Annotated in this window: 19 protein-coding genes and 1 pseudogene; 8 read left to right on the top strand and 12 right to left on the bottom strand. The window is 68.6% G+C overall.

All coding sequences use genetic code 11. From position 1 onward, the window contains the following. Positions 1–47: 47 nt before the first annotated feature. The 3 genes and pseudogenes from ACPTTF_RS35925 to ACPTTF_RS35915 form a co-directional block, all read right to left on the bottom strand. The gene (locus ACPTTF_RS35925; RefSeq protein ID WP_423372291.1) at positions 48–1,190 is read right to left on the bottom strand and encodes an FAD binding domain-containing protein; all 1,143 of its coding nucleotides are present in this window, start codon (positions 1,188–1,190) and stop codon (positions 48–50) included. A gap of 39 nt (positions 1,191–1,229) precedes the next feature. After that, positions 1,230–1,496, bottom strand: a pseudogene (locus ACPTTF_RS35920) (alpha/beta fold hydrolase); the annotation flags it as partial. A gap of 263 nt (positions 1,497–1,759) precedes the next feature. After that, positions 1,760–2,479, bottom strand: a complete 720-nt coding sequence (locus ACPTTF_RS35915; protein ID WP_423372290.1) for a TetR/AcrR family transcriptional regulator — start codon at positions 2,477–2,479, stop codon at positions 1,760–1,762. A 354-nt stretch (positions 2,480–2,833) separates the two neighbouring features. Between ACPTTF_RS35915 and ACPTTF_RS35910 the strand changes: the two genes are divergently transcribed. From ACPTTF_RS35910 to ACPTTF_RS35900, 3 genes are read left to right on the top strand one after another with little or no spacing between them, the layout of a single operon-like run. Beyond that, positions 2,834–3,565 carry a YoaK family protein gene (locus ACPTTF_RS35910; protein ID WP_423372289.1) on the top strand — a complete coding sequence of 244 codons (732 nt, stop codon included), beginning with the start codon at positions 2,834–2,836 and terminating at the stop codon, positions 3,563–3,565. 48 nt (positions 3,566–3,613) lie between these two features. Continuing rightward, entirely contained in the window at positions 3,614–4,555 is a 942-nt protein-coding gene (locus ACPTTF_RS35905) for a glyoxalase (RefSeq protein ID WP_423372288.1), read from the top strand. Then, complete coding sequence (locus ACPTTF_RS35900; protein ID WP_423372287.1) at positions 4,555–6,165, top strand: alginate export family protein; 1,611 nt, start codon at positions 4,555–4,557, stop codon at positions 6,163–6,165. Before ACPTTF_RS35905 ends, ACPTTF_RS35900 begins: the two co-directional genes overlap by 1 nt. Before the next feature lie 46 nt (positions 6,166–6,211). Here the strand turns inward: ACPTTF_RS35900 and ACPTTF_RS35895 are convergent, their stop codons facing one another. Then, positions 6,212–7,111 carry a LysR family transcriptional regulator gene (locus ACPTTF_RS35895; RefSeq protein ID WP_166966240.1) on the bottom strand — a complete coding sequence of 300 codons (900 nt, stop codon included), beginning with the start codon at positions 7,109–7,111 and terminating at the stop codon, positions 6,212–6,214. A gap of 120 nt (positions 7,112–7,231) precedes the next feature. Between ACPTTF_RS35895 and ACPTTF_RS35890 the strand changes: the two genes are divergently transcribed. Then, complete coding sequence (locus tag ACPTTF_RS35890) at positions 7,232–7,882, top strand: DsbA family oxidoreductase (RefSeq protein WP_423391203.1); 651 nt, start codon at positions 7,232–7,234, stop codon at positions 7,880–7,882. Positions 7,883–8,030: 148 nt separating this feature from the next. On the opposite strand, the gene ACPTTF_RS35885 is transcribed toward ACPTTF_RS35890, so the two are convergent. Beyond that, the gene (locus ACPTTF_RS35885; protein WP_166966244.1) at positions 8,031–8,945 is read right to left on the bottom strand and encodes a helix-turn-helix domain-containing protein; all 915 of its coding nucleotides are present in this window, start codon (positions 8,943–8,945) and stop codon (positions 8,031–8,033) included. A 396-nt stretch (positions 8,946–9,341) separates the two neighbouring features. Between ACPTTF_RS35885 and ACPTTF_RS35880 the strand changes: the two genes are divergently transcribed. The 3 genes from ACPTTF_RS35880 (at position 9,342) to ACPTTF_RS35870 (ending at position 15,042) form a co-directional block, all read left to right on the top strand. After that, complete coding sequence (locus ACPTTF_RS35880) at positions 9,342–12,227, top strand: ATP-binding protein (RefSeq protein ID WP_423372285.1); 2,886 nt, start codon at positions 9,342–9,344, stop codon at positions 12,225–12,227. A gap of 164 nt (positions 12,228–12,391) precedes the next feature. Continuing rightward, positions 12,392–14,272: an amidohydrolase gene (locus tag ACPTTF_RS35875; protein WP_423372284.1), complete on the top strand. Its 1,881-nt coding sequence runs from the start codon at positions 12,392–12,394 to the stop codon at positions 14,270–14,272. 98 nt (positions 14,273–14,370) lie between these two features. Beyond that, a complete protein-coding gene (locus ACPTTF_RS35870; protein ID WP_166966251.1) occupies positions 14,371–15,042 on the top strand; it encodes a phosphohydrolase in 672 nt (223 codons plus the stop codon). Between the two features lie 226 nt (positions 15,043–15,268). On the opposite strand, the gene ACPTTF_RS35865 is transcribed toward ACPTTF_RS35870, so the two are convergent. The 3 genes from ACPTTF_RS35865 to ACPTTF_RS35855 all read right to left on the bottom strand — a co-directional run bounded on the left by ACPTTF_RS35865 (position 15,269) and on the right by ACPTTF_RS35855 (position 19,095). After that, positions 15,269–16,381 (bottom strand): alkene reductase, encoded by a 1,113-nt coding sequence (locus ACPTTF_RS35865; RefSeq protein ID WP_423372283.1) that lies wholly within the window; start codon positions 16,379–16,381, stop codon positions 15,269–15,271. 172 nt (positions 16,382–16,553) lie between these two features. After that, positions 16,554–17,771: an MFS transporter gene (locus ACPTTF_RS35860; RefSeq protein ID WP_166957931.1), complete on the bottom strand. Its 1,218-nt coding sequence runs from the start codon at positions 17,769–17,771 to the stop codon at positions 16,554–16,556. Positions 17,772–17,970: 199 nt separating this feature from the next. Further along, on the bottom strand, positions 17,971–19,095 hold the full coding sequence (locus ACPTTF_RS35855; RefSeq protein ID WP_423372282.1) for an FAD-dependent monooxygenase: 1,125 nt from the start codon (positions 19,093–19,095) through the stop codon (positions 17,971–17,973). Positions 19,096–19,673: 578 nt separating this feature from the next. On the opposite strand from ACPTTF_RS35855, the gene ACPTTF_RS35850 reads away from it, so the two are divergent. Continuing rightward, positions 19,674–20,471: an FkbM family methyltransferase gene (locus ACPTTF_RS35850; RefSeq protein ID WP_423372281.1), complete on the top strand. Its 798-nt coding sequence runs from the start codon at positions 19,674–19,676 to the stop codon at positions 20,469–20,471. Positions 20,472–20,572: 101 nt separating this feature from the next. Here the strand turns inward: ACPTTF_RS35850 and ACPTTF_RS35845 are convergent, their stop codons facing one another. The 4 genes from ACPTTF_RS35845 to ACPTTF_RS35830 all read right to left on the bottom strand — a co-directional run bounded on the left by ACPTTF_RS35845 (position 20,573) and on the right by ACPTTF_RS35830 (position 25,604). Beyond that, entirely contained in the window at positions 20,573–21,490 is a 918-nt protein-coding gene (locus tag ACPTTF_RS35845) for a LysR family transcriptional regulator (RefSeq protein ID WP_166957937.1), read from the bottom strand. Positions 21,491–21,565: 75 nt separating this feature from the next. Beyond that, positions 21,566–23,827, bottom strand: coding sequence for a molybdopterin cofactor-binding domain-containing protein (locus ACPTTF_RS35840; protein ID WP_423372280.1), 2,262 nt, complete (start codon positions 23,825–23,827; stop codon positions 21,566–21,568). Beyond that, positions 23,827–24,327, bottom strand: a complete 501-nt coding sequence (locus ACPTTF_RS35835; RefSeq protein ID WP_166957941.1) for a (2Fe-2S)-binding protein — start codon at positions 24,325–24,327, stop codon at positions 23,827–23,829. Before ACPTTF_RS35835 ends, ACPTTF_RS35840 begins: the two co-directional genes overlap by 1 nt. Next, complete coding sequence (locus ACPTTF_RS35830) at positions 24,324–25,604, bottom strand: c-type cytochrome (RefSeq protein ID WP_423372279.1); 1,281 nt, start codon at positions 25,602–25,604, stop codon at positions 24,324–24,326. The genes ACPTTF_RS35835 and ACPTTF_RS35830 overlap by 4 nt, the downstream gene beginning before the upstream one ends. Positions 25,605–25,733 lie beyond the last annotated feature (129 nt).

Here is a 25,733-nt window from a genome sequence, read left to right as displayed (position 1 = left end):
CGCGCTACGCGCGCGATCGACCGAAAGCGGCGCGCGCCGCCGACCGGTCACGCGCGCCCCATGATCCGCGTGCCGAGCGAGATGCCTAGGTCGGACAGCGAAGTATTGGTCGCGAGCTGACGGCTTTCCCAGCGTGCCAGCGCGGCGTCGAATGCGGGGCCGTGCGCGACGCCGCGCAGCGCCTCGGCGAGCCCGACCGCATTCTCCGCCGCTTTCGCGACGCCCGCGGCCGTATGCGGCCGTACGAGGCAGGCCGCGTCGCCGAGCAGCACCGTGCGGCCGAACGCCATGCGCTCGACCGAGAGATCGAGGATCGACTGCGCGAACGGCGCCTGTGTCGCGTCGACGAGTGCGGCGAGCGTCGGCGCCAGCATCCGGCGGCCCGCGTCCACGAGTTCGAGCCGGTTGTCGTCGCGCATCGCGCCGGGCGGCAGCGAACCGTCGCGCTGCGTGCCGTCCTGCGCGAGGAACAGCGACGGCAGTTGTGCCGGTGCGAGCCGCCGGTACCAGACCCAGTTCACGCGGCGTTTGCCCGGTTCGATCGCGCCGTCGCGGCCGGGGACCAGGTAGGTGAGGAACAGATGCGCGTCGCCTTGCTGGAACGTGAAGCGGTCGCGCAGCACCTTCAGCACCGGGTCGGGCAGCCGATGCTCGTCGACGAGCCCGCGCCACGCGACATAACCTGCATACGCGGGCCGAGCATCGGGCAGCAGTTGCGCGCGCACGTTCGAGCGGCCGCCGTCGGCACCGACCAGCAGGTCGGCCGGCTCGACCCGGCCGTCCGCGAAGTGCGCGATCACGCGGTCGCCATCCTGCTCGAAGCGCTCGAACGACACGCCGCCATGCACGACGCCGGCGGGCAGCGCGCGTTTCAGCGCCGTATAGATCACGTTCCACGCGGTCTGCGTTTGCGGCATGGTCAGGCGTTGCACGATCCGGTCGTGCTCGTCGAGATAGATCCGGTCGACCGAATCGACGCCCGCATCGTGCGGCACGGACACGCCGCCGAACGCGAACGCGCGTTCGATCGGCGTTTGCAGCACGATGCCGCCGCCTCGGCTGTCGAGCTCGTTCGGCGATTGCTCGAAGACCTTGACGCGCCAGCCGGCCGCACGCAGTGAAGTGGCGGTGAACAGCCCGCCCACCGATCCGCCGATCACGACCGCCAGCGGGCCCGAAACGTCGCTCATGATCCCTCCTTCCCGATGATTTGTTGCGTGCGCATCTAATCAGCCTTCCCAGTGCTTCAGGAAGTCGAGCAGCAGCGCGTTCACGCGCTCCGGCTGCTCCTCCTGCGGCAGGTGCCCGCACTGTGAGATCGGCTCGGCGCGCAGGTGCGTCGCCATGCTTTCCCACACGGATTTCATGTCGAACATCTTGCCGGCCGCATAAAAATCCTCGCCCCAGAGCGCCATCGTCGGGCATGCGATTTTGACGTCCGCGTCGACGAGATCCTGCTGTACGTCCTCGGCGTTCGCGCGATAGTCGGCCGGCGCGAAACCGGCGCGGCCGCGAGTGCCTTTCGAGGATAGGCGAAACGTGCGACGCGCCGGATAAATTGTTCTGAATTCGCGTGATTGCGGGCACGGCCGGAACCGACTGCTTCGTCACGTTCAGGTCGTGGCGGACGTTTCCCGATCCCCGTGTGATGCGCGTGGCAAGCGGCTTGCCGCCGCGTGTACGCCCGACGAAGACGCGCGAGCGTGAATCTGACGGATGACGATTCGACCGTCGTCGGCCGGCACGCCCGCCGCCCGCGTCAGTTGCGCTTGCGCCGCCGCGCGCTCGCGTCCGACGCGAGCTGCTTCAGCGCAGCGGGCGTGCCGTGCAGGAACGCGTCGATCAGCCGTTCGATCTCGGTGTCGAGATCGTCGGGCACCGGCAGGCCGTAGACCCACTTGCGCACGCCGAAATAGAAGATGCTCGCGTGCAGGCTCCAGACCAGCTCGACCTCCGCGTTGCGCTGGGCCTCGGTGGCGGGTGTCGCGATGTCGTATTCGTGCCGCAGCTCGCGCAGCACCGGCAGGAACACGCGTTCGCGCAGCCGCGACAGGTAGCGCGTGTTGAACCCCTCGCGGCTGAGCCCCGCGAAGATGAACGTGCGGATCCATTCGCGCCGCAGAATGGTTTGCGCATAAGCGCGGTAGAACGCGACCAGCCGTTCCTGCAGCGATACCGTGCGGTCGGCGATCAGTTTTTCCCAGTCGGGGTTCCACGTGTAGATCTCGTCGTACACGCGGTCGATCAGCGCTTCCTTGCTCGGGAAGTACCGGTACAGCAGCGGCTGGGTGACCCCAATCTGCCGCGCGAGCTCGCGCGTGCTGCCGGAAAAGCCGTGCGTCGCGAAGTGCTCGATCGCCTTCTCGACGATCTGCCGCTCGCGCGCTTCCGGCGCGAGCCGGCGGCCCGGCGTGACGGTGTTGCCGTCGGCGTCCGTCCCGCGCTCGCGGGCCGGCGTGCTGCGTTTTCTTTCGGTCATGCATCGGCTCCCGATGGTGCGCCTGCGTTAACTATCGATCGAAAAATAACACGATTGACGCGCGGCATGCCGCGCGCGGCGCGGCTTTCGTCGCGGCACGGGGCCTGGTGCGGCGTCGATCCGTGTCGTGCCGGGCCGGCGCAGGACCGCCGTCGATTCAGAAAAATTCAGGCGGGCGCCATGACATTCAGGCCAGCCTTCACTAGTCTTGCTCCCGAACCGCCGCACGGGCCGGATGCCAGTCGGCAAGCCGGGCTGGTCGGCGCAACCGGAGCGGAACATGGGTTATCAGATCTCGCCGGGCGCCCGCTGTGCGTGCGCCGGCGCCGTCGGCACCATCCAGGAAACCGGGTCATGCCGTCGCAGCCGGTAACCGCGGGCGCCGTGCCCGACCGCGTGCGCGGCGAGGACGTGTTTCTCGCGTCGATCGCGGGATATGTCGACACGCTCGGCTTCGTCGCGCTGTTCGGCCTGTTCACCGCGCACGTCACCGGCAACTTCATCCTGATCGGCTCGGGGCTGGCGGGTGTCGGGCAAGGGCTCGCGATCAAGTGGCTCGCGTTTCCGGCCTTCATCGCGGGCATCGTCGTCGCGCGCGTGCTCGACCACCGGATGCGCTCGCTGGGCCACGGCGTGCGCGCACGTTCGCTCTATGCGCTGCAAGCCATGCTGCTGGCCGGGTTCATGCTGGCCGGCGTCATGGCCTCGCCGATCGCCGACGCCGACGCGCCGCGGACGATCCTGTGCGGCCTGCTCGGCGCCGCGGCGATGGGCGTCCAGAACGCGCACGCGCGGCTGACGGCCCGCTCGGTCGTCGCCAATACGGTGATGACGGGCAACGTCACGCAGGCGGTGATCGATGCATTCGACTGGCTGGTGCCGCTCGCCGCGCCGGCCGAACGCGAAGTCGCGCGCGTGCGGCTGCGGCGCACGCTGCCGCCGGTCACGGGCTTCGCGCTCGGCGCCGGCGCGGGTGCGATGGCCTATCTGTTCGCGGCGTTCTGGGCGCTCGCGCTGCCGCTCGCGGTGCTGTGCTTCCTCGCCTATCAATCCGGTCGGCCCGACGAGCGGCCGACGTCACGCTGAATGCGCGCGCGGCATGCGGCCGCGCCTGCCACTTTCAAGGAGAACCCGATGATCACACTGAAATTGCAACAGGCATGGCGGCTGACGGCCGCGTCGGCGGCCGTGCTCGGCGCGCTGCTGGCGACCGCGCCGGCCCAGGCCGACGAGACGCGCCTGCTCGACACGTCGTCCGCGAAGGTGCCGGCCGTCTCGGTCGGCCCGCAGTACGACACGACGCACGTGTGCGTCGCCCCGGAAGATTTCGATCGCTTCACCGACAGCTTCGTCGCGACGTTCGGCGGCAAGAAGTCGCAGCAGGGTGTGTTCCAGGTCACGCCGACGCCGAGCCAGACGATGTCGCAGCTCGTGTTCACGCCGGCCGGCACGATCTCGGTGTTCGGCTTCAAGACGCCGATCCCCTATCCGTTCTGCCAGGAGCGCACCGGCTACCTCGTCACCGACATGGACGTCGCGATGAAATCGGCGCGCGCGCACGGCGCGGACGTGGTCGTCGACACGTTCCCCGATCCGATCGGCCGCGACGCGATCATCCGCTGGCCGGGCGGCGTGAACATGCAGCTCTACTGGCACACGCAGGCGCCGAAATACGACCCGCTGCAGACGGTGCCGGAAAACCGCGTGTACGTGTCGCCGGAAAGCGCGAGCAAGCTGGTGCACGACTTCGTCGCGTTCTCGCGCGGCAAGGTCGTGTCCGACGTGCGCAAGGCACCGGGCATCGAGATCGGCCGGCCGAACGATACGTATCGCCGCATCCGCATCGAATCGGGTTTCGGCAAGATGACCGTGCTCGCCACCGACGGCCATCTGCCTTACCCGTTCGGCCGCGAGAAGACGGGCTACGAAGTGCCGGATCTGGCCGCGACGCTGAAGCAGGCGCAGGCCGCGGGCGTGACCGTGCTGGTGCCGACGTTCACGTCGGACGGGCGTGATGCGGCGCTCGTGCAGTTCCCGGGCGGCTACGTCGCCGAGATCCACGCGCGGTCGAAGTGATGGGGCGCAGGTCGATGGGGCGGGCCTGGCGGCGCGTGCTGCCGGCCGCCGTGCTGGCGGGCGGCGTCGCGAGCTACGCCGGTACGGCGGCCGGGGCCGAGGATGCCGCTTCAGCGGCTTCGACAGCTTCGCCGGTTTCGCCGGCTTCGACGGCTTCGACAGCTTCGACAGCTTCGATGGCTTCGGCAGCTGCGACGGTTTCGCCGGATTCGACAGCTTTGCCGGTTCCGACGGTTTCACAAGCTTCGACAGCCTCGACAGCTTCGACAGCTTCGGCCGCCGGCACGACGTGTACCGCGAAGCGGCCCACGTTGCTGTTCAACCGCTGGCAGGAAGACTGGTCGGTGCTCGCGAATCCGTGCGTGCCGCGCCAGCCCGGCGATGCGCTGAAGTACATCCCGCTCGGCGGCGACCCGTCGACCTACCTGTCGCTCGGCGCGAACCTGCGCGAGCGCTTCGAGCTGAACAACGCGCCGCTGTTCGGGCTCGGCGCCGCGCACGACGACAACTACATGATCCAGCGTGCGACGGTGCATGCGGACCTGCGTTATGCCGGGCATGTCCAGGCGTTCGTCCAGTTCGTCGATGCGCGGCCGTTCGGCAAGGACACGGTGTCGTCCGTCGACAAGGATCAGCTCGATATCGAGCAGGCCTTCGTCGCGTACGTCGACCAGATCGGCGGCGGCACGTTCAAGGCGCGGATCGGCCGGCAGGAGATGGCGTACGACCTGCAGCGGTTCGTGTCGGTGCGCGACGGCCCGAACGTGCGCCAGGCGTTCGACGCGCTGTGGGCGGACTACGAAATCGGCAAGTGGCGGCTGATCGGCTATGTGACGCGCCCGGTGCAGTATCGCGACGACGCGGCGTTCGACGACGTGTCGAACCGGCACCTGCGGTTCGACGGCGTGCGTATCGAGCGCAGCAACACGGGCCCCGGCGACCTGTCGGCGTACTGGTCGAGGTATACGCGCGACAACGCGCGCTATCTGGACGGGGCCGGTACCGAGCGGCGCGACGTGTTCGACATGCGCTACGCGGGCAAGTCCAGCGGGTTCGACTGGGACGTCGAGGCGATGCTCCAGACCGGGCACATCGGGCAGGACACGATCGGCGCGTGGGCGTTCGGCGCGCTGGGCGGCTACACGTTCGCGAAGACGCCGGGCACGCCGCGTGTCGGCATCCAGGTCGACGGCGCGTCGGGCGACAAGCATCCCGGCGACGGGCGCATGGGCACCTTCAACCCGCTGTTCCCGAACGGCTATTACTTCACGCTTGCGGGCTACACCGGCTACAGCAACCTGGTTCACGTGAAGCCGTCGCTGACGTTCAAGCCGTCCGCCAACGTGACGGTGCTGACCGCGGTCGGTTTCCAGTGGCGGCAAACGACGGCCGACGCAATCTACGCGCAAGGGATGCAGGCGGTGCCCGGCACGGCCGGTAAGGGCGGTTCGTACACGGGGATGTATGCGCAGGCCCGCGTGGACTGGCTCGTCAATCCGAACGTGGCGCTGGCCGTCGAGGCCGTGCACTTCCAGATCGCCGATTCGATTCGCGCGCTCGGTGCGCGCAACGCCGACTACGTCGGCGTCGAGGCGAAGTTCGGCTGGTAGCGTGGCTGGCAGCGCAGCGCAGCGCGCTGCGTTGTACGGCGCGACGCTACGCGCGCACCAGCGCTTCGACGAAATCGATGAACGCGGTCACGCGTTTCGAGCCGCGCTGCGTCGGCAGGTAGAGCGCGGTGACGACCGAGCGGGCCGTGCCGGGCGTCACGTCGTATTGCTCGAAGAGCCGGCGCAGACGGCCCGACTGGACGTCGGCATCGACCAGCCAGTCGGGCAGCAGCGCGATGCCGGCGCCATCGAGCGCCGCATCGCGCAGCACTTCGCTGTGGTTCGACTTCAGGCGTCCGGCGACGCGCACCTGCGTCGTGCCGTGCGCATCGGCGAACGACCACGCCTGCTGGTCGCCGCCGAAGTGAAAGCGCAGGCAGCCGTGATCGACGAGCTCGCCCGGCGTGGCCGGCGTGCCGTGCGCGGCAAGGTAATCGTGGCTCGCGACGACGTAGCGGTGGAACGTGCCGAGCGTCCGCGCGACGACTTCGGCGGACGGCGCCGCTTCTCCGAGCCGGATCGCGACGTCGATGCGGCCCGCGACGAGATCGACGCGTTCGTCGGTGAGCTGCAGGTCGAGGTCGAGCTTCGGATGGCGCGCGAGGAAGGCCGCGACGTGCGGCGCGATGCGGCGCACGCCGTACGCAACTGGCACCGACACGCGCAGCGGCCCGGACGGCTCGTCGCCGCGATCGGACACCAGCGCGTCGGCTTCCGCGAGTTCCTCGAGCAGCTGCTTCGCGCGTGCGTAGTACATCGCGCCGGCATCGGACAGCGTGACCTGGCGCGTCGTGCGGTTCAGCAGCACGGTGCCGAGCGATGCCTCGAGCGCATCCACCGCGCGTACCACCGACGACGCCGCGAGGTCGAGGCGGCGCCCCGCGCTCGAGAAGCCGCCGGCTTCCGCTACTTCGACGAACGCGCGCAGCGCGGAGAATTTGTCCATGTCGTGCTCTTCGAGTCTTCGTGTCTTTGTGCATGCCGCAACGATGCGTTGCGCGCCGTTCGCATTCTATCGCCGGCGCGCAAGCGCTATCTTCTGGGCTGCAATGTACAGGAGATGACAATGAAACCCGTCGAAGTAACCGTGACCTACGACCTGATCTGCCCGTGGTGCTGGATCGCGGAGCACCGGCTCGCGGAGGCGATCGAAGCAGCCGGCCTGGCCGGTAGCGTGAGCGTGCGGTTCGTGCCGTTCGAGCTGAACCCGACGATGCCGGTCGGCGGCATCGACCGCAAGGCGTACCGGAGCGCGAAGTTCGGCAGTTGGGCGCGTTCGCTGGCGCTCGATGCGCATGTGGCCGATGCCGGCCGCGCGGCGGGCCTCGTGTTCGACCACGCGCGGATCGCGCGCACGCCGAACACGCGGCTCGCGCACCGGCTCGTCTGGTTCGCGCAGCAGCGCGGCAGCGCGGTCGCGCTCGTCGATGCGTTGTTTGCCGCGTATTTCCGCGACGGCCGCGATATCGGCGATGCGGACGTGCTGGTTGAGATCGCGGCTGGCGCCGGCCTGCCGGGCGACGCGGTGCGTGAATTCCTCGCATCCGGCGAAGGGCTCGACGCGGTGGTCGCGCTCGAAGCGGAGGCGGTGCGTGACGGCATCGCGTCGGTGCCGTCGACGCGCATCGGCACGACGGTCGTCAGCGGCGCGCAGCCGGCCGACGTGTTTCGCGCCGCGTTGCTCGACGCGCAGCGCACGCGGAATCAGGTCGCGTGAATCGGGCCGGCGCCGTCGGGCGCCGGCTTTCAGAACGATTCATGCCGCGTTCGGGATTAGTGTGAAACCGGCCGGTAAGCTCGGTGTCGCGCGCCGTGACGCGCGGGGTGCGCGCGTAGCGGCGGCGCGCGGCCGCTGCCGCTACGCGTCAGCGCGTCAGTTCGCGCCGCCAGGCGCCGGGCGGGTGGCCGACGATGCGCGCGAACACGCGGTTCAGGTGGCTCTGGTCCGCGAAGCCGCACACGGCCGCGATTTCCGCGAGCGACATGTCGGTCGTCTCGATCAGTTGCCGCGCGCGGATCACGCGCTGTTCGAGCAGCCATTGATGCGGCGTGCGCCCCGTCGTGCGCGAGAACGCACGGATGAAATAACCGCGCGACAGATCGCATTCGCTCGCGACTTCCTCGATCGACACGCCGAGATCCGCCTTCTCCATCAGCAGCTCCTTCGCGAGCGCCGCCTTCGCCGGCGACAGCAGGCCCTTGCGCTGCAGGTCGCGCGCACTCGTGTTGCCGTACTGGCGCGCGAGATGCGTGCCGATCGCGAGCCCCATTTGCTCGACGAACAGCGCATTCAGCGCGCCGGGCCCGTCGAGGCTGTCGGCGACCGCGTGCGCGAGATGGCCCAGCACCATGTCCTGCACGTCGGGCGCACAGGTCAGGCCGCCGATTTCCGTACCGTCGTGCTCGCGGCCGAGGCTGTCGAGATAGGTGTGCGACAGCTCGACCAGCAGAAAGTCGAACTGGCCGTACAGGTCGGCACGGAAATTCCGGGAAAAGTCGCGAATGTAGATCGAGTTGTGCTGGAACCGTCGCTCGGAACGGGATTGGCCGGCCCCGCCGTAGATCGTGCGCCGATGCCCGCCGTTGAGCGACACGCCGATCAGGAAGCCGCGATCGCTGGCCGCCATCTCGATGCGCTCGAACTGTTCGTCGCGCATGCATTTGCGATGGAGCGTGAGGCCGCCGACCGACCGTTCGACATCCTTGGACAGCAGGCTCGACAGGCAGCCGAGCGTGTCTTTCGGCAGTGCGGCCGGGGGCGCGACGAGGGGATCTGGCATGGCGGAACAATCCTTCGTTGGGGGCGGCACGCGAGCATTTTGACGCGAAGTTTATACGGTGTGCCCGATCGGCCCAAGTTAACTTGAACAAATGTCCACTTGCTGACGAAATGCTTGCTATTGGCTTGCCCCGTGCCGCGCGGGCCTCGACGGGCACGCGAATGCGCTGCTGCGGCCACCATGCGGCCACTATTGCCCTATTTATGACTGCGCGGTGCGCGCCGGTGCGGATAAGGCCAGCGCATTTTCCTTCAAGATTTTTGTTTATACGGCGTTTACACTCCGTCCACATTTTGAGACTTTGCACCCGCCCGCAGGGCAGGCCGGGTGCGGACTCCCGCCCCGGTGAACGGCCGTGTTCACATGGCGGTCATCGTGGGGAACCTGGAGGCGGCCATGATCCAGATCGGGACGTTGTCGGTGGATTTCGAGCAGCGGGACATTCGCCACCACGGCGCGTCGCTGCGCATTGGCGCACGCGCGCTTGACATACTGGAAGTACTGCATCGCGCCAACGGTTCCATCGTGTCGAAGGACGACATCATGGATGCCGTGTGGCCGGGCCTGATCGTCGAGGAAAACCGGCTGCAGGTCCATGTCGCGACGCTGCGCAAGGCGCTGGGCGCGGACCGCGGCCTGATCAAGACGGTGCCGGGCCGCGGCTACCTGCTGATCGCGAATCCCGCCGTCGCGCACGAGGCCACGCCGCGCGCGGCCGCGTTGCCGGCCGACCCCGTCGCGACGGCCCGTCCGGTTCCGCTCGTCGGACGCCAGGCGGAGATCGGGCAGATCGTCGACATGCTCGAACGCGCGCCGGTCGTCACGCTCGTCGGCGCGGGCGGCATCGGCAAGACGAGCCTGGCCGGCCGCGTCGCCCACGAGCTGCGCGAGCGGTCCGGCGAGCGCGTGCTGTTCGTCGCGCTCGCGAGCGCCGCGACGCGCGACGACGTACTGCTCGCGATCGCCGCGGAACTCGGGCTCGGCACGGACGGCGTGCCGGGCATCGACCGGATCGCCGAAGCGTTCGCTGCGTCGCCGGCCCTGATCGTGCTCGACAACGCGGAACACGTCGTCGATCTGGTGGCCGACTTCGTCGATACGCTGACGTCGCGCGCCCCATCGCTGCGCGTGCTCGCGACGAGCCGCGAACCGCTGCATATCTCGGCCGAAGCCGTGTTTCGCGTGAGCCCGCTGGCGGTGCCGGAAGGGGGTACGCCGGTCGACGAGATCGTGCGTCATTCGGCCGTCGAACTGTTCCTGGCGCGGATCCGCGCCGCCACGCCCGACTGCGAGGTCGATGCAGCCGGCATCCGGCTGGTCGGCGACATCTGCCGGCGTCTGGACGGGCTGCCGCTCGCGATCGAACTGGCTGCCGCGCGCGTCGCGACGCTCGGGCTCGAGATCGTCGCCGCGCGTCTGGACGACCGGCTGAACCTGCTGACCGGCGGGCTGCGCTCGGCGCTGCCGCGCCACCAGACGTTGCGCGCGACGTTCGACTGGAGCTACGTGCTGCTGGATGCGGCCGCGCGCTCGCTGTTTCGCCGCATGGCGTGCTTCGTCGGCCCGTTCACGTTCGATGCCGCGCGCGAGGTCGCGATGGATCCCGGCATGTCGGCCGCCGAGACGATCGCGGTGCTCGGCGAACTGGTCGCGAAGTCGTTGGTGACCGTCGAGTTCCATGGCGCGCAGGCGCGCTACCGGTTGACGGAATCGACGCGCGCGTACGCGTTCGAGAAACTGCACAACGAAGGCGAATTCGACGTCGTCGCCGAGCGTCATGCGCGCTATGAACGCGAGCAGGGCGAAGCGCGGATGCCGCCGCAGGCCCCGGACCTCGCGAGCCCGCGTGTCGCCGCGGGCGTGTCGGCGCCGCGCGAGCCCGTCGCGGCCGAGCCGCGGGTGCGGGAAGCGGACGCGCTGGCGCTCGCGTTGCTGGAGCCGGCGCGGATGCGCGAATGCGCGCAACCGGCGCGGCGGGCGCTCGACGCGATCGAGGCCGGCGACGCCGGCGGCATCGACGCGGCGCGCGAGATGCGCCTGCGCGCGGCGTACGCGACGGCGCTGCTGCATACCGACGGCGATACGCACGCGGCCGCCGCGATGTGGGACCGGACGCTCGTGCTCGCAGGCCGGATCGGCGACGAGGCGTTCGACGCGTGCGCGCTGGTCGGGCTGTGGAACACGATGCTGACGCGTTCCGACATCCACGAATCGCTGCGCTACGCGACCCGCTTCGAGCGCGCGGCCGAGCGGCGCGGCGACCGCCCGCAGCGGCTGCTGGCGAACGCGATGGTCGCGACGTCGCTGCATTACTTCGGCGAGCACGCGCAGGCCCGCGAGCGGCTGGAGGCCGCGACCGCCGAACTGGCCGTGGCCGGCGAACCGTCCTGTGCGGAAGCCGCGCTCGGGATCGACGTCGCGACGCTCGGCCGCACGATGCTGACGCGGCTTGTCTGGATGCAGGGCGATCCGGAATATGCGATGCGGCTGGCCGCGCAGGCGGTCGAATCCGCGCGCCGCACCGGGTCGGGGCCGGCACTGTGCGTCGTGCTCGGCGCCGCGGCCGTGCCGATCGCGTTGCGCTACGGCGATCACGACGTGATTTCCGACTATCTCGGCACGCTGCGCTCGACGGCGGAGGCGAACGGGTTCGACATCTGGCTCAGCCACGCGGAAGGCCTTGCCGGACAGTTCGACATGCAGGCCGGGCATCCCGGCGCCGGTCTCGCGCGGCTCGAGCCCGCGCTGCGGCGCATCGAGGCGAGCGGCTTCCGGCGCCTGCTCGCGCCGCTGGTCGTCGCATACGCGGAAGGGCTGACGCGCACGGGGCGCGCGGCCGAGGCGTGCGCGAAGCTCGATGCGACGCTCGCGCGCTGCCGCGCGCACGGCGAGCACCTGTTCGTGCCGGAACTGCTGCGCGCGCGCGGGCTCGCGATGCTCGAACAGGCCCGCACCGCGGACCCGGATGTCGCGATCGCGTACGAAGCCGACGGGCACCGGCATCTGCTGGCTGGAATTCATACCGCGAACGGTCAAGGGGCCGCGATGTGGGCGCTGCGCGGCACGCTCGATCTCGCCGATCACCTGATCGAGCGCGGGCGGACCGGCCAGGCGTCGTCGCTGGTGGCGAACCTGTCGGGGCATTTCGATCCGCAATCGCGCGCGTTCGACGTGCGCCGGCTCGCACGCCTGCAGAACTTCGTGCGCCCGGAGCCGGCACCGCCGGCGGGCCGGCCGCGCATGCGGCACGAGGCGGCGGACGCGATGCAGCAGGTGGCGTAACGTCATGCCCGGTTCGCGCAGGACGACACCGCGCCATCGCGCCGCGGCCCGTCGGTCCGATCGTTCAATGTTCAAGGGGGAGTGGATGGTCCGTGTATCGTCGAACCGGAGGCAGGCGGCGTGCGGCCGCGTGCCGGCTTGCGGCGCAAGCGGAGGGCCGGACGGTGCTTAAGGCGACGGATTCCGCCGCGGCGGCGGACCTCATCGTATGCAACGGCAAGATCGCGACGCAGGACGACCGGCAGTCGTTCGTGACCGCGCTCGCCGTGAAGGACGGCCGGATCCTCGCGGCCGGCAGCGGGCACGACGTGATGCGCCATGCACACGCGGGCACGCAGTGCATCGACCTGAACGGGCGCACCGTGATCCCGGGGCTGAACGATTCGCACCTGCACATGATCCGCGGCGGCCTGAACTTCAACCTGGAACTGCGCTGGGACGGCGTGCCGACACTGGCCGACGCGCTCGCGATGCTGCGTCGCCAGGTGCTGCGCACGCCCGCGCCGCACTGGGTGCGCGTGGTCGGCGGCTGGACCGAATTCCAGTTCGCCGAAAAGCGCGGGCCGACGGCGGCCGAACTCAACGCGATCGCGCCCGACACGCCGGTTTTCATCATGCACCTGGGCGACAGCGCGCTCCTGAACGCGGCCGCGCTGCGCGCGATCGGCTACGGCCGCGATACGTCGAACCCGCCCGGCGGCGAGATCCAGCGCGATCGCCTCGGCCGGCCGACCGGCATGCTGATCGCGCGCCCGGACATGGCCGTGCTGCACGAGGCGCTCGAACGGGCCCCGAAGCTCGGCCACGACGACCAGATGAATTCGATGCGGCACTTCATGCGCGAGCTGAACCGGCTCGGCGTGACGAGTGCGATCGACGCGGGCGGCGATTTCCAGGCCTATCCGGATGACTACGGCGCGATCCTGGCACTCGCGCAGCGCGGTGAAATGACCGTGCGCGTCGCGTACAGCCTGTTCGTGCAGCATGCGGGACGGGAACTCGACGACTACGCGCGCTGGGTGACGCTCGCGAAGCCCGGCGACGGCGACGCGTTCCTGCGGATGAACGGCGCCGGCGAACTGCTGGTGTATTCGGCCGCCGATTTCGGCAATTTTCTCGAACCGCGACCCGACCTGCCGGCGGCGCTGGAAGCCGAACTGGCCGCGGTGGTGCGGCTGCTGGTGCGGCACCGCTGGCCGTTCCGGCTGCATGCGACCTACGACGAATCGATCGGCCGTTTCCTGAACGTGCTCGAAGCCGTGAACCGCGAGATGCCGTTCGACGGGCTGCGCTGGTTCTTCGATCACTGCGAGACGGTGTCGGATGCGAACATCGCGCGCATCGCCGCGCTCGGCGGCGGCGTGACGGTCCAGCACCGGATGGCGTTCCAGGGCGAGTACTTCATCGCACGCTACGGCGCGCAAGCCGCGATGCGCACGCCGCCGATCCGCGCGATGCTGGCGGCCGGGCTGCCGGTCGGCGCGGGTACCGACGCAACGCGTATCGCGAGCTACAACCCGTTCGTGTCGCTGTACTGGATGGTGTCGGGGCGCACGGTCGGCGGCACGGCGCTGTATCCGGAACGCAACCGGCTCAGCCGGATGGAAGCGCTGCGCTGCTATACGGTCGGCAGCGCGTGGTTCTCCAACGAGGACGACTGCAAGGGCGCGCTGGTGCCCGGCCACTACGCGGATTTCGCGGTGCTGACGGACGACTACTTCACGATCGACGAAGCGCGGATCAAGTCGCTGTCGTCGGTGCTGACGGTCGTCGGCGGCAGGATCGTGCACGCGGACGACGAGTTCGCGCCGCTCGCGCCGCCGCCGCTGGCGGTCAGCCCCGCGTGGTCGCCGGTGGCCGAATTCGGCGGCGCCGGCCAGCGTCGTCCGGCCGAGTCGCCTTCGTTGCGCGCGGCGGCCGGCGCCGGCACGCAGGTCGGTGCCGCGCGCGGGCTCGGTATCGGCATCGTGCAGCGCCTGCATGCGGCCGCGACGGAAACCGTCGAGCAGTGCGAAGCATCGGCTTACCCCGGTTTCGCGTTCTAGGGCGACGCCGTACCGGCCGATACGCCGGCTGCGTCGGCGCGTGCCGCACGAAGCATGGACAATTTTCCGCCTCCGGTTGGGGGGCAGAAGGAGAAGAGATGAGTTCTGCGCATACGTGCGCACCGGCCGACGACGAAGTCGCCGGCATCCGCATTCCACGGACGCCGATGGCGATCGAAGCCGCCGAAGCGGCCTGCGCTTCGCTGCCGCACACGATCACCGAGCATGCGAGCCGGGTGTTCGTGCTCGCGTCGCTGGCCGCGCAGCGTGCCGGCGAGACCTGCGATGCCGATGCGCTGTACGTGGCCGCGATGTACGCGAATATGGGATTGAGCACCGCGTACGGCCGCTCGAGCGCGCGCTACGAGCTCGACAGCGCCGATGCCGCCGATGCGTTCCTGCTGCGCCATCAGACGTCGCAGCGCATGCGCGACGACGTGTGGCGTGCGATCGCGCTGCATACGACGCCCGGCGTGGCCGCGCGCGTGTCGCCGCTCGCGCGTGTGCTGGCGGCCGCCGTCTCGACCGACCTGATGGCCACCGATTTCGACGCGTATTCGGCCGACGAGCGGCGCGCGCTGCTCGCCGCCTACCCGCGCGGCGAAGGCTTCAGCGACGCGTTCCTCGATGCGGTCGCGCGCGGCGTCGCGCACCGGCCGGCATCGACGTTCGGCACGTGGAGCGCCGATGTGCTCGAACGCGCCGATCCGGATTTTCACCGGCCGAATTTCTGCGGGCGCGTGCTCGGCGCGCGCTGGAAGGACGCCTGACGGCGTTCGGCTAGGTCCGGCGAGGTCCGGCGGCGCGCGCGGGGCGCGACGCTGCCGGTTCAATGCTCAAGCGCCCAAGTGCTCAAGTGCTCAAGTGCTCAAGTGCTCAAGTGCTCAAGTGCTCAAGCGCCCAAGCGCCCAAACGCCGAAGTGCCGAAGTGCTCAAGTGCCCAGGTGCCCAAGCACCCAAGTGCCCAAGTGCCCAAACGCTCAAGCACTCAAGCACTCAAGCACTGACCCCCGCCGCATCGTGACGCGCATAGTCGACGTAGCCCGCGCGGTCGCCGCCGTACCAGCCGACCGCCTTCGGCGCGGCGAGCGGCGCGTTCGCCGCGATGCGTTCGACGAGGTCGGGGTTCGCGATGTACGCGCGAGCGAATGCGACGAGATCGGCGTCACCCGTGTCGATCAGCGCGTGCGCGGCATCCGGTGCGATGCCGCCGTTGACGATCAGCGTGCCGCCGAAGTGCTTGCGCGTGTTCGCGACGATGCGCGGCAGGTCGGGCTCGCCGCTCCAGCCGTTGGTGTCCGCCGCGTGCACGTACGCGACGCCGGCTTCGTCGAGCATGCGGCCGACGTAGGCGTACGTCGTATCCGGATCCGCGTCGCGCACGTTGTTGTACTTCGCGTACGGCGAGATGCGCACGCCCACGCGGCTGAGCGGCATCACGCCGCCGACCGCGTCGACGATCTCCTCGAGGAAGCGCGCACGGTTCGCGACCGAGCCGCCGTACCGGTCGTCGCGGCGGTTCAGCGTCGACGACAGGAACTGGTGCGGCAGGTAGCCGTTGGCCGCGTGGAGCTCGACGCCGTCGAAGCCGGCCGCCATCGCGCGGATGGCCGCGTCGCGGAATTCGTCGACCGTGTCGGCCACCTCGTCCGTCGTCATTGCACGCGACGGCGTCGCGTGAATCTTCGTGTAATAGCCGTTCTGCAGCTGCGCCCACACCTGCAATTGCTCGAGATCGTCGTTGACGCCGGACGGCGACAGCGGCGCGTCGCCGCCGAGCAGCGTCAGCGAGCTCACGCGGCCGCCGTGCCACAGCTGCGCGAAGATGCGGCCGCCGTTCGCATGCACAGCGTCCGTGATCTGCTTCCAGCCGGCCGCCTGCTGGTCGGTGACGAGCCCCGGCGTCAGTTCGAACGATGCGGAAGCCGGGCTGACGTTGGTCGCCTCGGTCACGATCAGGCCGGCGGACGCGCGCTGCGCGTAGTACTCGGCCATCAGTTCGGTCGGCTGGCCGCGCGACGGCGCGCGCGAGCGCGTCATCGGCCCCATCACGACACGGTTGGGAAGCGGCAGGCCGCGCAGGTCGTAGTGGCTGAGCAGGGTAGACATGATGGATTCCTTTTTGCGTGAGGCAGGGCGGTGCCGCGTGTCGCGCGACAGCGACCGGTCAGGCGGCGGGCCCTGCGGATAGTTCGGGAAAGACGGGGATGACGTGCCGGCAGCGTTCCGGCGCGCGAGCGGCCCCGGGGGGCGTCGCGCGTGAACCGGTGCCGGCGCCGGTTCAGGACTGTGCGTGGCGTCGTGCGTGCGGACGCCCGATCACGAGGTAGTGGGCGAGCGCGATGATCGGGAACGTGCCGGCGACCGCGGCGACGAGCGGCCAGCCGCCGTGTTCGTACAGCGGGCTCGCGAGCGCGGAGCCGATCGCACCGCCGACGAAGATGCTCGTCATGTACAGCGCATTCAGGCGGTTGCGGCTGGCCGCGTGCAGCGCATAGATCTCGCGCTGGCCGAGCACCATGTTCATCTGCACCGCGAAGTCGAGCACGATGCCGGTGACGACGAGGCCATACAGGCCGGCGCCGTGGATCAGCGCGACCGCGTACGACAGCGCGCCGGCGATCAGCGCGATCAGCGTCGCCCGCACGCCGTGGCCGGCATCCGCGAGGCGGCCCGCGACCGGTGCCGACGTCGCGCCGATCGCCCCGACCAGCGCGAACAGGCCGATGGCCGATTGCGACAGGCCGTAGTGACGCGTGAGTTCGACCGGCACGGCGGTCCAGAACAGGCTGAACGACGCGAACATCAGGCCCTGGTAGAACGCGCGATGGCGCAGCACCGGCATCGTGCGAACCAGGTGCAGCAGCGAACCGATCAGCTCGAAGTAGGTGGCGCGGTGATCGGGCTGGCGCGACGGGATCGTCAGCGCGAGCACGGCGGTCACGAGCGTCATCAGCACCGCGGCGGCCGCGAACACGAAGCGCCAGCCGAACGCGTCGGCCACCACGCTCGACAGCGGGCGCGCGAGCAGGATGCCGAGCAGCAGCCCGCCCATGATCGTGCCGACCACCCGGCCGCGCGAATGATCGGGCGCGAGGTGCGCGGCGAGCGGCACCAGGATCTGCACCGCGACCGAGCTGAAGCCGATCAGCAGCGAGATCGCGAGGAACAGCCCGGGCGTCTGCACGACGGCCGCCGCCGCGAGGCTCGCGATCGACACGACGGCGGTGATGATCATCAGCTTGCGGTTCTCGAGCAGGTCGCCGAGCGGCACGATGAAGAACAGGCCGAACGCGTAGCCGATCTGCGTCAGCGACACGATCAGGCTCGCGGTTCCGCCGGACATGTGCAGGCTCGGCGCGATGAGTTCGGTGATCGGTTGCGCGTAGTACAGGTTCGCGACGATCGCGCCGCAACTGAACGCGAACAGCATGATGAGGCCCTGCGTGAGCTTGGCCGCGTGCCCGTGGGGCGCGAGCGGGGTGGATTCTGCTGACATGGTCGACTCCTTCGAAAGAGATGTCGGGTGCCCGGTCGTCGGGCGGGCGTGGCGTTGTTGGGTGTTCGGGTGTTCGACGCGGCGTAACGGAAGCCGCCGCATTGCCGTCAAGATTATTGATCGATCGATAACAAGGGAATACGCCCGGTGCGCAATCGAGCTTTGCGCGCCACGCAAAGGGGTCGGACCGCGGCCGGATTCATGCGCATGCGCCGAGGCCGAGATCGGTCGCGAACCGCACGCCGGCGTCGGCGAGGCCGGCCGACGCGACCCGGCGCGCGGCCGCCCAGGACGCGGTGCGTCTCGTAACGTCGTGCGCGCACGACGGCAGCGCCTGCGCGAGGGTGACCGCGTCGGCGAGGGCTTTCGACATGCCGGATGCCGTATGGGGCCGCAGCGTGCAGGCCGCGTCGCCGACGAGCGCGATGCGGCCGTTGGCGAAAGCGGGGCTGAAGACGTCGAAGACGGCCTGGACGGACGGCGCGGCGGTCGCCTCGACCAGTTGCGACAGCACCGGCGGCAGACGCTCGCGCGCGAGTGCGCCGAGCGCGGCGTGTGCGCGGGTCGACAACAGGCCCGGTTCGGCCGACGCGTCGTGCAGGCGGCCGCCGAGGTCGGCCAGATGGTCGCGCAACGTGTCGAGGTTTGCTTCGGAGCGGTACCAGATCCAGTTGAAGCGTTGCGCGCGAGGCCCCGGCATGCCGTCGGCGGCGGGAATCTGGAACGCCATGAACAGTTCGCCGGGCTGCCGGTAGAGCGTCAGGTTCTCGACGAGCATTTCGATGGTCTCCGCATCGAACGCGGCTTCGTCGACGACGCCGCGCCACGCGAAGTAGCCGGCATAGCGCGGCGCGTAGCCGGGAAACAGCGCTGTGCGGATGCGCGAGCCCGCGCCTTCCGCGGCGACGAGCAGGTCCACCCGCTCGCGCGTCGCGCCGATCTGCAAGTCGACACCGTCCGGGTCGCGGTGCTCGACCGTCACCGGGCTGCCGTAGCGGATCATCCCGTCCGGCAGCATCGCGCACAGCGCGCGATAGACGATGTCCCACGACGAAAACGGCAGCCATTGGCACGCGTCGTCGACGATTCCGCCCGCGCGGTCGATCCAGCGCCGGCGGCGCGTCGGGACCGTCGCGATCGACAGCCGCTGGCCGCCGTGCGCATCGAGAAATGCCGTCATGCGGCGCAGTACCGCGACACCGCCGCCATGATCGGGCACGCGCCGGTCGCGGCGCTCATGGACGACGACCTCGTGACCGATGCAATTCAGCGTGACGGCGGCGGCCAGGCCCGTGATGGAGCCGCCGGCGATCGCGATCTTCATGATGCGCCTCTCGAAACGGGCTTCCGGCGCGGATATCGCGGGTAGCGAAGCCCCATGAGAGCAGTCTGGATCGAGCCGACTGAATAGTCCTAAACCGCGTCTTAAATCACTTGATTTCTGCGGTGCGCGCGGCGGTGTTGAGTCGGAGGACGACACAATGCCGCTGGTGCTCGGCCATAGGTCGGAATCCGAGTGCTTCGTAGGCGAGCTTCTGGTGGTTGGCGAGCGTGTCAGTGGGGCGTCGTACCGCGCGAGCAACGTACCCAAGTCAGGCGGGGCGATGCACAGTTGTGTACCGAGATGCTGACACAGCCGTTCCGGCATGAGCCTTGTACGGCGCCCTTTGCAGGCTGACCTGCCTGCACAGCCCGAATCGTGAATCTGATGTGCAGTCAATCGGCTGACAAGAACGATTCAAGCCTGGACTGACAATCGCAGGAGGCATGCAAAAACGACGCCAGGCGCGGTACCGGTCACGTTTGTGAAGATATTGGCATCAAAATCGTTGCGAATTCAATCATGTATTATTAGAATTTTTTGTCACGGGTAGGTGAATTTAATTTCGGCAAGAGGTGCTCATGAAAATTGCTTACATCTTGGCGTCAACGAGTCACGGGATGCTTATCGTCAACAGGAACGACGAAAACCATAACGTAGAATATGGAAATTATGGTGTGGGATGGAATATTCTGGAAACTGGAGGTTTTTATACGAGTGATGTTGAATTACTGACATCGATTCTGAAACTAAAGAAGCGCAAGGCGGATGGTAGACGTCCGGTTATCGCAATCGACTGCGGCGCCAATATCGGAGTGCACACGATTGAGTTCGCGCGGGTACTTGGCGAAGCAGGAAGTGTTATCTCGATTGAGGCGCAGAGATCGGTGTACTATGCGCTATGCGGGAATATTGCCATTAATAACTGTTTCAATGTCGATGCAAAAAATGTTGCGATCGGCGGAGAAAATGGATTGTTGAGAATACCATTCGTTGATTATCATAAGAAATCAAGCTTTGGAAGCCTCGAGCTTGTCAGGAGTTCTGTCAATGAAGATATCGGGCAGCGGATTGATTACGACTGCGGATATGATGTTCCGTTAATTACGCTTGATTCCTTGGGGCAATCGAATGTCGATCTCATAAAAATCGACGTCGAAGGCATGGAGGAGGCCGTCATTGATGGTGCATTGGCAACATTGAACGCTTCTCGTCCGATCATGTTCATCGAAAAGATCAAGTCGAATTCCGGCAGGATGTATCAGACGTTGGTCGATCTCCAGTACGAAATCCATGACCTCGGCCCCAACATACTCGCGATCTCGAGCGGTGATCCGATATCGGAGGATGTCCACCGCCTGCTTGACGGTCAGGGCTGATTGCCGTCCTCGGAGAATGCCGGGTCGGATTCCCTTGACAGCGTCACGTCAGGCACCGGACGCGATCGGTAAGGTAGTTGGGACCCCGTCGACTGCGTGCTTCAGCGGCGCTGGCCCTGCAGCGTCGGAATCTGCGCGAACAGGCCAGCGAGCCAGTCGACGAAGATCTTGAGCTTGACGGGCGTATGCCGGTTGGGCGGATACAGGATCGAGATCGGCCGCGGCGGCGTGTTGAAATCCGTCAGCACCTCGCGCAGGCGCCCCGATTGCAGGTACGGCTCGACCAGGTACAGCGAGGTCTTGATCAGGCCGATGCCCGCGACGCCGCACGCGATGTAGGTGTCGGCATCGTTGACCGCGACGGTGCCGCACATCTGCATGATGCGCGTTTCGCCGTCGACCACGTAGTCCCACGGCCGCGGCCGGCCCGTGTCGGCCGAGATGTGGCTGACCGCGATGTGTTGCGTGAGATCGTCGACCGTTTCAGGCGCGCCGCAGCGTTCGAGATACGCGGGCGCCGCGCACGTGCAGGTGGTCAGGCTGCCGATCCGCTTCGCGACCAGCCCCGAATCGTCGAGCGCGCCGACGCGCACGACGCAGTCGACGCCTTCGCCGACCAGATCGATCTGGCGGTCGGTCACGCCGAGTTCGACCGAGATGCCCGGATTCGCGGCGAGAAATTCGGGCAGCGCGGGCACCATGATCTGCTTGGCCATCGCCGGCGGCAGGTTCACTTTCAGGCGGCCGCGCGGCACGTTGCGCGCCTGCGAGACGGCCGCTTCCATGTCGGCGATTTCACGCAGCACACCGACGCAGCGCTCGTAGTAGGCCTGCCCGTCCTCGGTCAGCGAGATCCGGCGGGTGGTGCGGTTCAGCAGCCGGCAGCCGAGATGCTGTTCGAGCGTGCTGAGCAGCGCGGACACGCGCGGCGTCGTCAGCCCGGTGGTGTCGGACGCGCGCGTGAAGCTGCCCGTCTCGACGATGCGCGTGAACACGCGCATCGAAAGCAAGGTATCCATCGTTGAGAAATCTCCAACCTGTTCGTTGCCGGCGCCGGTCTGTGCCGGCGCGGCTTTTTTGTTGAGGTGCCGCCGCTACGCGTCGATGCGCTTCCTGAGCCCGTCGCCCGCAAACGGCATTTCGCGCAGCCGCTGGCCGGTCGCATCGAAGATCGCATTGGCCAGCGCACCCGCGGTCGGCCCCATCGACGCTTCGGCCGCACCGAGGAACGGCGCGCCGGGACGGTTGATCAGGTGCACCTTGATGCTTTGCGGCGCCGCGCCGAAACGCAGGATCGGGTAGCTGCTCCAGTCAAAGCTGCGGATGCGCTGCGTATCGTATTTCAGCGCCTCGTACAGTGTCCAGCTCGCGGCCTGCACGATGCCGCCTTCGATCTGGTTGCGGATGCCGTCCGGCGACACGACCTGGCCGGCGTCGACGGCCACTTCCGCGCGGTCGAGCGTCACCTGGCCCGTTTCCGGCACGACCGTGATCTCGATCGCCATCGCGACGTAGGCCATCAGGTTCTTGTAGCGGCCGAACGCGAAGCCGACGCCACGGTTGCGTTCGCGCGGCGGCCGCGGCCAGCCGAACTTCGTCGCGACGAGCTGGATCACCTGGCGCGCACGGTGGTCCTGCATGTGCCGCAGCCGGAATTCGACCGGATCGACGCCGGCGGCGTGCGCCAGCTCGTCCATGAAGCTTTCGATTGCCCACACGTTGGTATGCGCGCCGAGCGAGCGCATCGCCGAGGTCTGCAGCGGCATCGTCGGCGAGAAGTTGTTGACGATGTGCATGGTCGGCAGCGCGTACAGCGGAATCGCGTTGCGATCGCCGCCGCCTTCGGGCTGCAGCATCGGCGTCGACGGCGCGGACACGAACGGCGGCTCGAGCATCCGCGCGGGCAGCAGCCGGCCGGCATTGACGATCCGCTCGTTGTGCGAGCTGCTCCACAGCGCGTAGTTCCAGTCGACGATATGGCCGCTCGCGTCGAGCGACGCGCTGAGCTCCGTGACCATCGCGGGCGTGAAGTGGTCCCACGTATGTTCCTGCTCGCGCATCCATTGCACGCGGATCGGCTTGCCGGGCAGCGCCGCCGCGATCAGCGCCGCATGCGCGGCCACGTCGTCCGCGCCGTTGTGCCCGTAGCAGCCGGAGCCTTCGGTATGGATGCAGCGCACGCTCGTCTTCGGCATCGACAGCATTTCGGCGAGCGCGTCGCGCAGCGGATACACGCCCTGCGAGTGGGTCCACACGGTCAGCATGCCGTTCTCGAGATGCGCGACCGCACACGACGGCCCGATCGAGCCGTGCAGCAGGTAGTTCTTCAGGAACGTCGCGGAGAGGGTCTTCGTCGCCGGTGCGGTGTCGCCCTTCGTGTTCGCGATCTCGATGCGCTGCGTCGCGATCCGCTTCAGGTCCTGGTGCACCGTGTCGCGCTCGGGCAGCGCGCGGCCGGGCGACCAGCGGCTGCCGGCGGCCAGCGCGCGCTGCGCGACGACCGCCTGCCATTCGCCGCGCGCGACGACCGCGAGGAGGCTGCCGTTGCGCACGATCCGCACGACGCCCGGCATCTTCAGGATCGCGGCTTCGTCGAACGACAGCAGCTTCGCGTCGTACACGGGCGGCATCACGACACGCGCATGCAGCATGTCGGGCAGTGCCATGTCCTGCACGTAGCTGACGCCGCCCGTGACCTTGTTCGGGATGTCGACGCGCGGCAGCGACGTGCCGATCACCGAGAACGTGGCGGGCGGCTTCAGCGGCGACGTCGGCGTGGCGCTGCGGTGCAGGTCGACCGTGCGCACCGCGTCGCCGTAGCGCATCGTGCGGCCATCCTGCGCCTTGATCACCGCATCGGCGACGGTGAGCGTGCGCGGATCGACGCCGAACTGCTTCGCTGCGCCGTCGACCAGCAGCCCGCGCACCTGCGCGGCCGCGTTCAGCAACGCGGAGCCGCTGTCGGCCATCGTGTGGCTGCCGGCCGTCAGGCCCTCGTCCGGCGACGCGCCGGTGTCGGCCGTCAGGAACGTGATCAGCGAGGGCTTCATGTTCAGCTCCTCGGCCGCCACCTGCAGCAACGCGGTACGCACGCCGGTGCCGAGCTCGACCTTGCCGGTGAACACGGTGACCTTGCCTTCGGGCGTGATCTTGATCCACGCGTCCAGCAGCGGGTTGGTCTTCAGGCTGCCGGCCAGCGTTTCGGTCGCCTTGCCGACGTGGACGGCGGCGCCTTCGTCCGCGATCACGAGCTGCGCGGCGGCACGCGTGACCGGCGCGAGGCTGAACGCGACGAAGAGCGCGCCGGAGACCATGAAGTGCCGGCGGCCTTCGTCGATGTCGTCGGGTGGGTTCATCAGAGTCCCTTGCTGATCATGACGGGCGCGCCGGCCGGCTCCGGGTCCGGCAGGCCGGCGACCTGGCGGATCGCCGCCAGGATCCGCATGTGGGTGCCGCAGCGGCACAGGTTCGGTTCCATCTGCGCGCGCAGTTCGCGTTCGGTGGGCTTCGGGTTGCGTTCGAGCAGCGCCTGCGCGCGCATGATCATCCCCGCGATGCAATACCCGCACTGCGCGGCCTGGTGATCGATGAACGCCTGCTGCAGCTTGCCCGGATGCTCGGCGGTGCCGAGGCTTTCGAGGGTCCGCACGCGGCGCTCGCCGAGCGCGGCCACCGGAATCAGGCACGAGAACATCGGCTTGTCGTCGACGATCACGGTGCATGCGCCGCATTGCCCGAGGCCGCAGCCGAACTTCGCGCCGTGCAGGTGCAGGTCGTTGCGCAGCGCGTACAGCAGCGGCGTGGACGGATCGATGTCGAGCGTGTGCCGCACGCCGTTGACGGTGAGGGTAATCATCGCGCGCTGTCCTCCTTTCTGAGCTTCGCGGCCAGGGTGTCGACGCCGCTCCATGCGGGACGATCGGAGTACGCTTCGCGCAGGTACGCGGCGAGGTCCGCGATCTGCGCGTCGTCGTACTGGTCGATGAACGAAGGCATGTAGTTCAGCGTGTCTTCGCCGTGCCAGCCGATCCCGTTGAACATCATCTGGATCGCGTTGCGCGGCGTATCGGCGGCGACCGCCGTGCTGAACGCGAGCGTCGGCCGCTCGCCGATCGCCTGCATCGGCGACGCCGGCCCGTGGCATTGCGCGCACGATGCCTGGAACAGCACCGCGCCGCGCTGGCCGGCGGGCGTCGTCGGGCCGTGTCCGGCACCGGCGGTCGCGGGCCTTGTTGCGGCCGGCTTCTGGATCGACAGGATGTACGCGGCGATCGCCTCGACGTCCTCCTGCGGGACGGTCGCGAGATCGCGCGTGACGGGCAGCATCGGGCCGGCCGCCGCGCCGTGCTCGTTCGCGCGGCCGGTGCGCAGGTAGGTGACCAGCTGCGCCTGCGTCCACGGCTTGACCGCGTTGCCGAGCGCATTGAGCGGCGGCGCCTCCCAGCCGTCGACGATGCCGCCGTCGAACGCCTTGCCTGCCTGTTCGCCGCCGATCGCATTGAGCGGTGAGTGGCATGACGCGCAGTGCCCGAGGCCGTCGACGAGCAGCTTGCCGCGATTCCATTGCGCGGATTGCGACGGGTCGGGCCGATACGCGCCTTCGCGCAGGAACAGCACGTTCCAGAACGCGACCAGCGGCCGGAAGTTCAGCGGAAAGATCAGCTCGTTCGGCGGCGTCTTCGTCTGCACCGGCTCACGGGTCATCAGGTACGCGTAGGCGGCCGTGATGTCGTCGTCGGACATGCGCGTGAAGTGGATGTACGGAAACGCCGGGTAGAGCGGATGGCCGTCGCGGGCGATCCCGCTGCGCAGCGCACGCGCGAACGCGTCGCGCGACCAGCGGCCGATGCCGGTGTCGGCATCCGGCGTGATGTTGGTCGCGTAGATCGTGCCGAACGGCGTCGCGAGCGGCAGCCCGCCGGCGAACGGTTTGCCGTCCTTCGCGGTGTGACACACGATACAGTCGCCGAGCGCGACCACACGCGCGCCGGCGCGAACGAGTTGCGGATCGAACGACGCGCGGGCTGGCGGATCGATCGGCGCAATCGACGGCTTGAACATGATGCCGATCGCGATCGCCAGGCCGACAACCGCGATGCCGGCCGCGCCGAACCAGAGTCGTTTGTGTTTCATGCGTGCTCCACGCAAACCGGTCCGCCTGCGATCGTTCGACAGGCGGGGCAATGGAGCGGATGCCTGTCGCGCCCGGCGGCGCGGATCCGGCTGCCGCGACAGGCGGGCCAGCGTGGGAGGCCGGGCGCG

It is taken from the genome of Burkholderia crassaminum (assembly GCF_964265005.1).
In the GTDB taxonomy this organism is placed as follows: domain Bacteria; phylum Pseudomonadota; class Gammaproteobacteria; order Burkholderiales; family Burkholderiaceae; genus Burkholderia.
This window is presented reverse-complemented; position numbering and strand designations above follow the sequence as displayed.

Coding starts and splice junctions, on each gene's coding strand:
- ACPTTF_RS35890 (WP_423391203.1), top strand. CDS start 7,232: ATGAAACCCGTCGAAGTAACCGTGACCTACGACCTGATCTGCCCGTGG.
- ACPTTF_RS35830 (WP_423372279.1), bottom strand. CDS start 25,604: ATGAAACACAAACGACTCTGGTTCGGCGCGGCCGGCATCGCGGTTGTC.
- ACPTTF_RS35880 (WP_423372285.1), top strand. CDS start 9,342: ATGATCCAGATCGGGACGTTGTCGGTGGATTTCGAGCAGCGGGACATT.
- ACPTTF_RS35885 (WP_166966244.1), bottom strand. CDS start 8,945: ATGCCAGATCCCCTCGTCGCGCCCCCGGCCGCACTGCCGAAAGACACG.
- ACPTTF_RS35850 (WP_423372281.1), top strand. CDS start 19,674: ATGAAAATTGCTTACATCTTGGCGTCAACGAGTCACGGGATGCTTATC.
- ACPTTF_RS35870 (WP_166966251.1), top strand. CDS start 14,371: ATGAGTTCTGCGCATACGTGCGCACCGGCCGACGACGAAGTCGCCGGC.
- ACPTTF_RS35865 (WP_423372283.1), bottom strand. CDS start 16,381: ATGTCTACCCTGCTCAGCCACTACGACCTGCGCGGCCTGCCGCTTCCC.
- ACPTTF_RS35905 (WP_423372288.1), top strand. CDS start 3,614: ATGATCACACTGAAATTGCAACAGGCATGGCGGCTGACGGCCGCGTCG.
- ACPTTF_RS35915 (WP_423372290.1), bottom strand. CDS start 2,479: ATGACCGAAAGAAAACGCAGCACGCCGGCCCGCGAGCGCGGGACGGAC.
- ACPTTF_RS35845 (WP_166957937.1), bottom strand. CDS start 21,490: ATGGATACCTTGCTTTCGATGCGCGTGTTCACGCGCATCGTCGAGACG.
- ACPTTF_RS35860 (WP_166957931.1), bottom strand. CDS start 17,771: ATGTCAGCAGAATCCACCCCGCTCGCGCCCCACGGGCACGCGGCCAAG.
- ACPTTF_RS35840 (WP_423372280.1), bottom strand. CDS start 23,827: ATGAACCCACCCGACGACATCGACGAAGGCCGCCGGCACTTCATGGTC.
- ACPTTF_RS35900 (WP_423372287.1), top strand. CDS start 4,555: ATGGGGCGCAGGTCGATGGGGCGGGCCTGGCGGCGCGTGCTGCCGGCC.
- ACPTTF_RS35925 (WP_423372291.1), bottom strand. CDS start 1,190: ATGAGCGACGTTTCGGGCCCGCTGGCGGTCGTGATCGGCGGATCGGTG.
- ACPTTF_RS35895 (WP_166966240.1), bottom strand. CDS start 7,111: ATGGACAAATTCTCCGCGCTGCGCGCGTTCGTCGAAGTAGCGGAAGCC.
- ACPTTF_RS35910 (WP_423372289.1), top strand. CDS start 2,834: ATGCCGTCGCAGCCGGTAACCGCGGGCGCCGTGCCCGACCGCGTGCGC.
- ACPTTF_RS35835 (WP_166957941.1), bottom strand. CDS start 24,327: ATGATTACCCTCACCGTCAACGGCGTGCGGCACACGCTCGACATCGAT.
- ACPTTF_RS35855 (WP_423372282.1), bottom strand. CDS start 19,095: ATGAAGATCGCGATCGCCGGCGGCTCCATCACGGGCCTGGCCGCCGCC.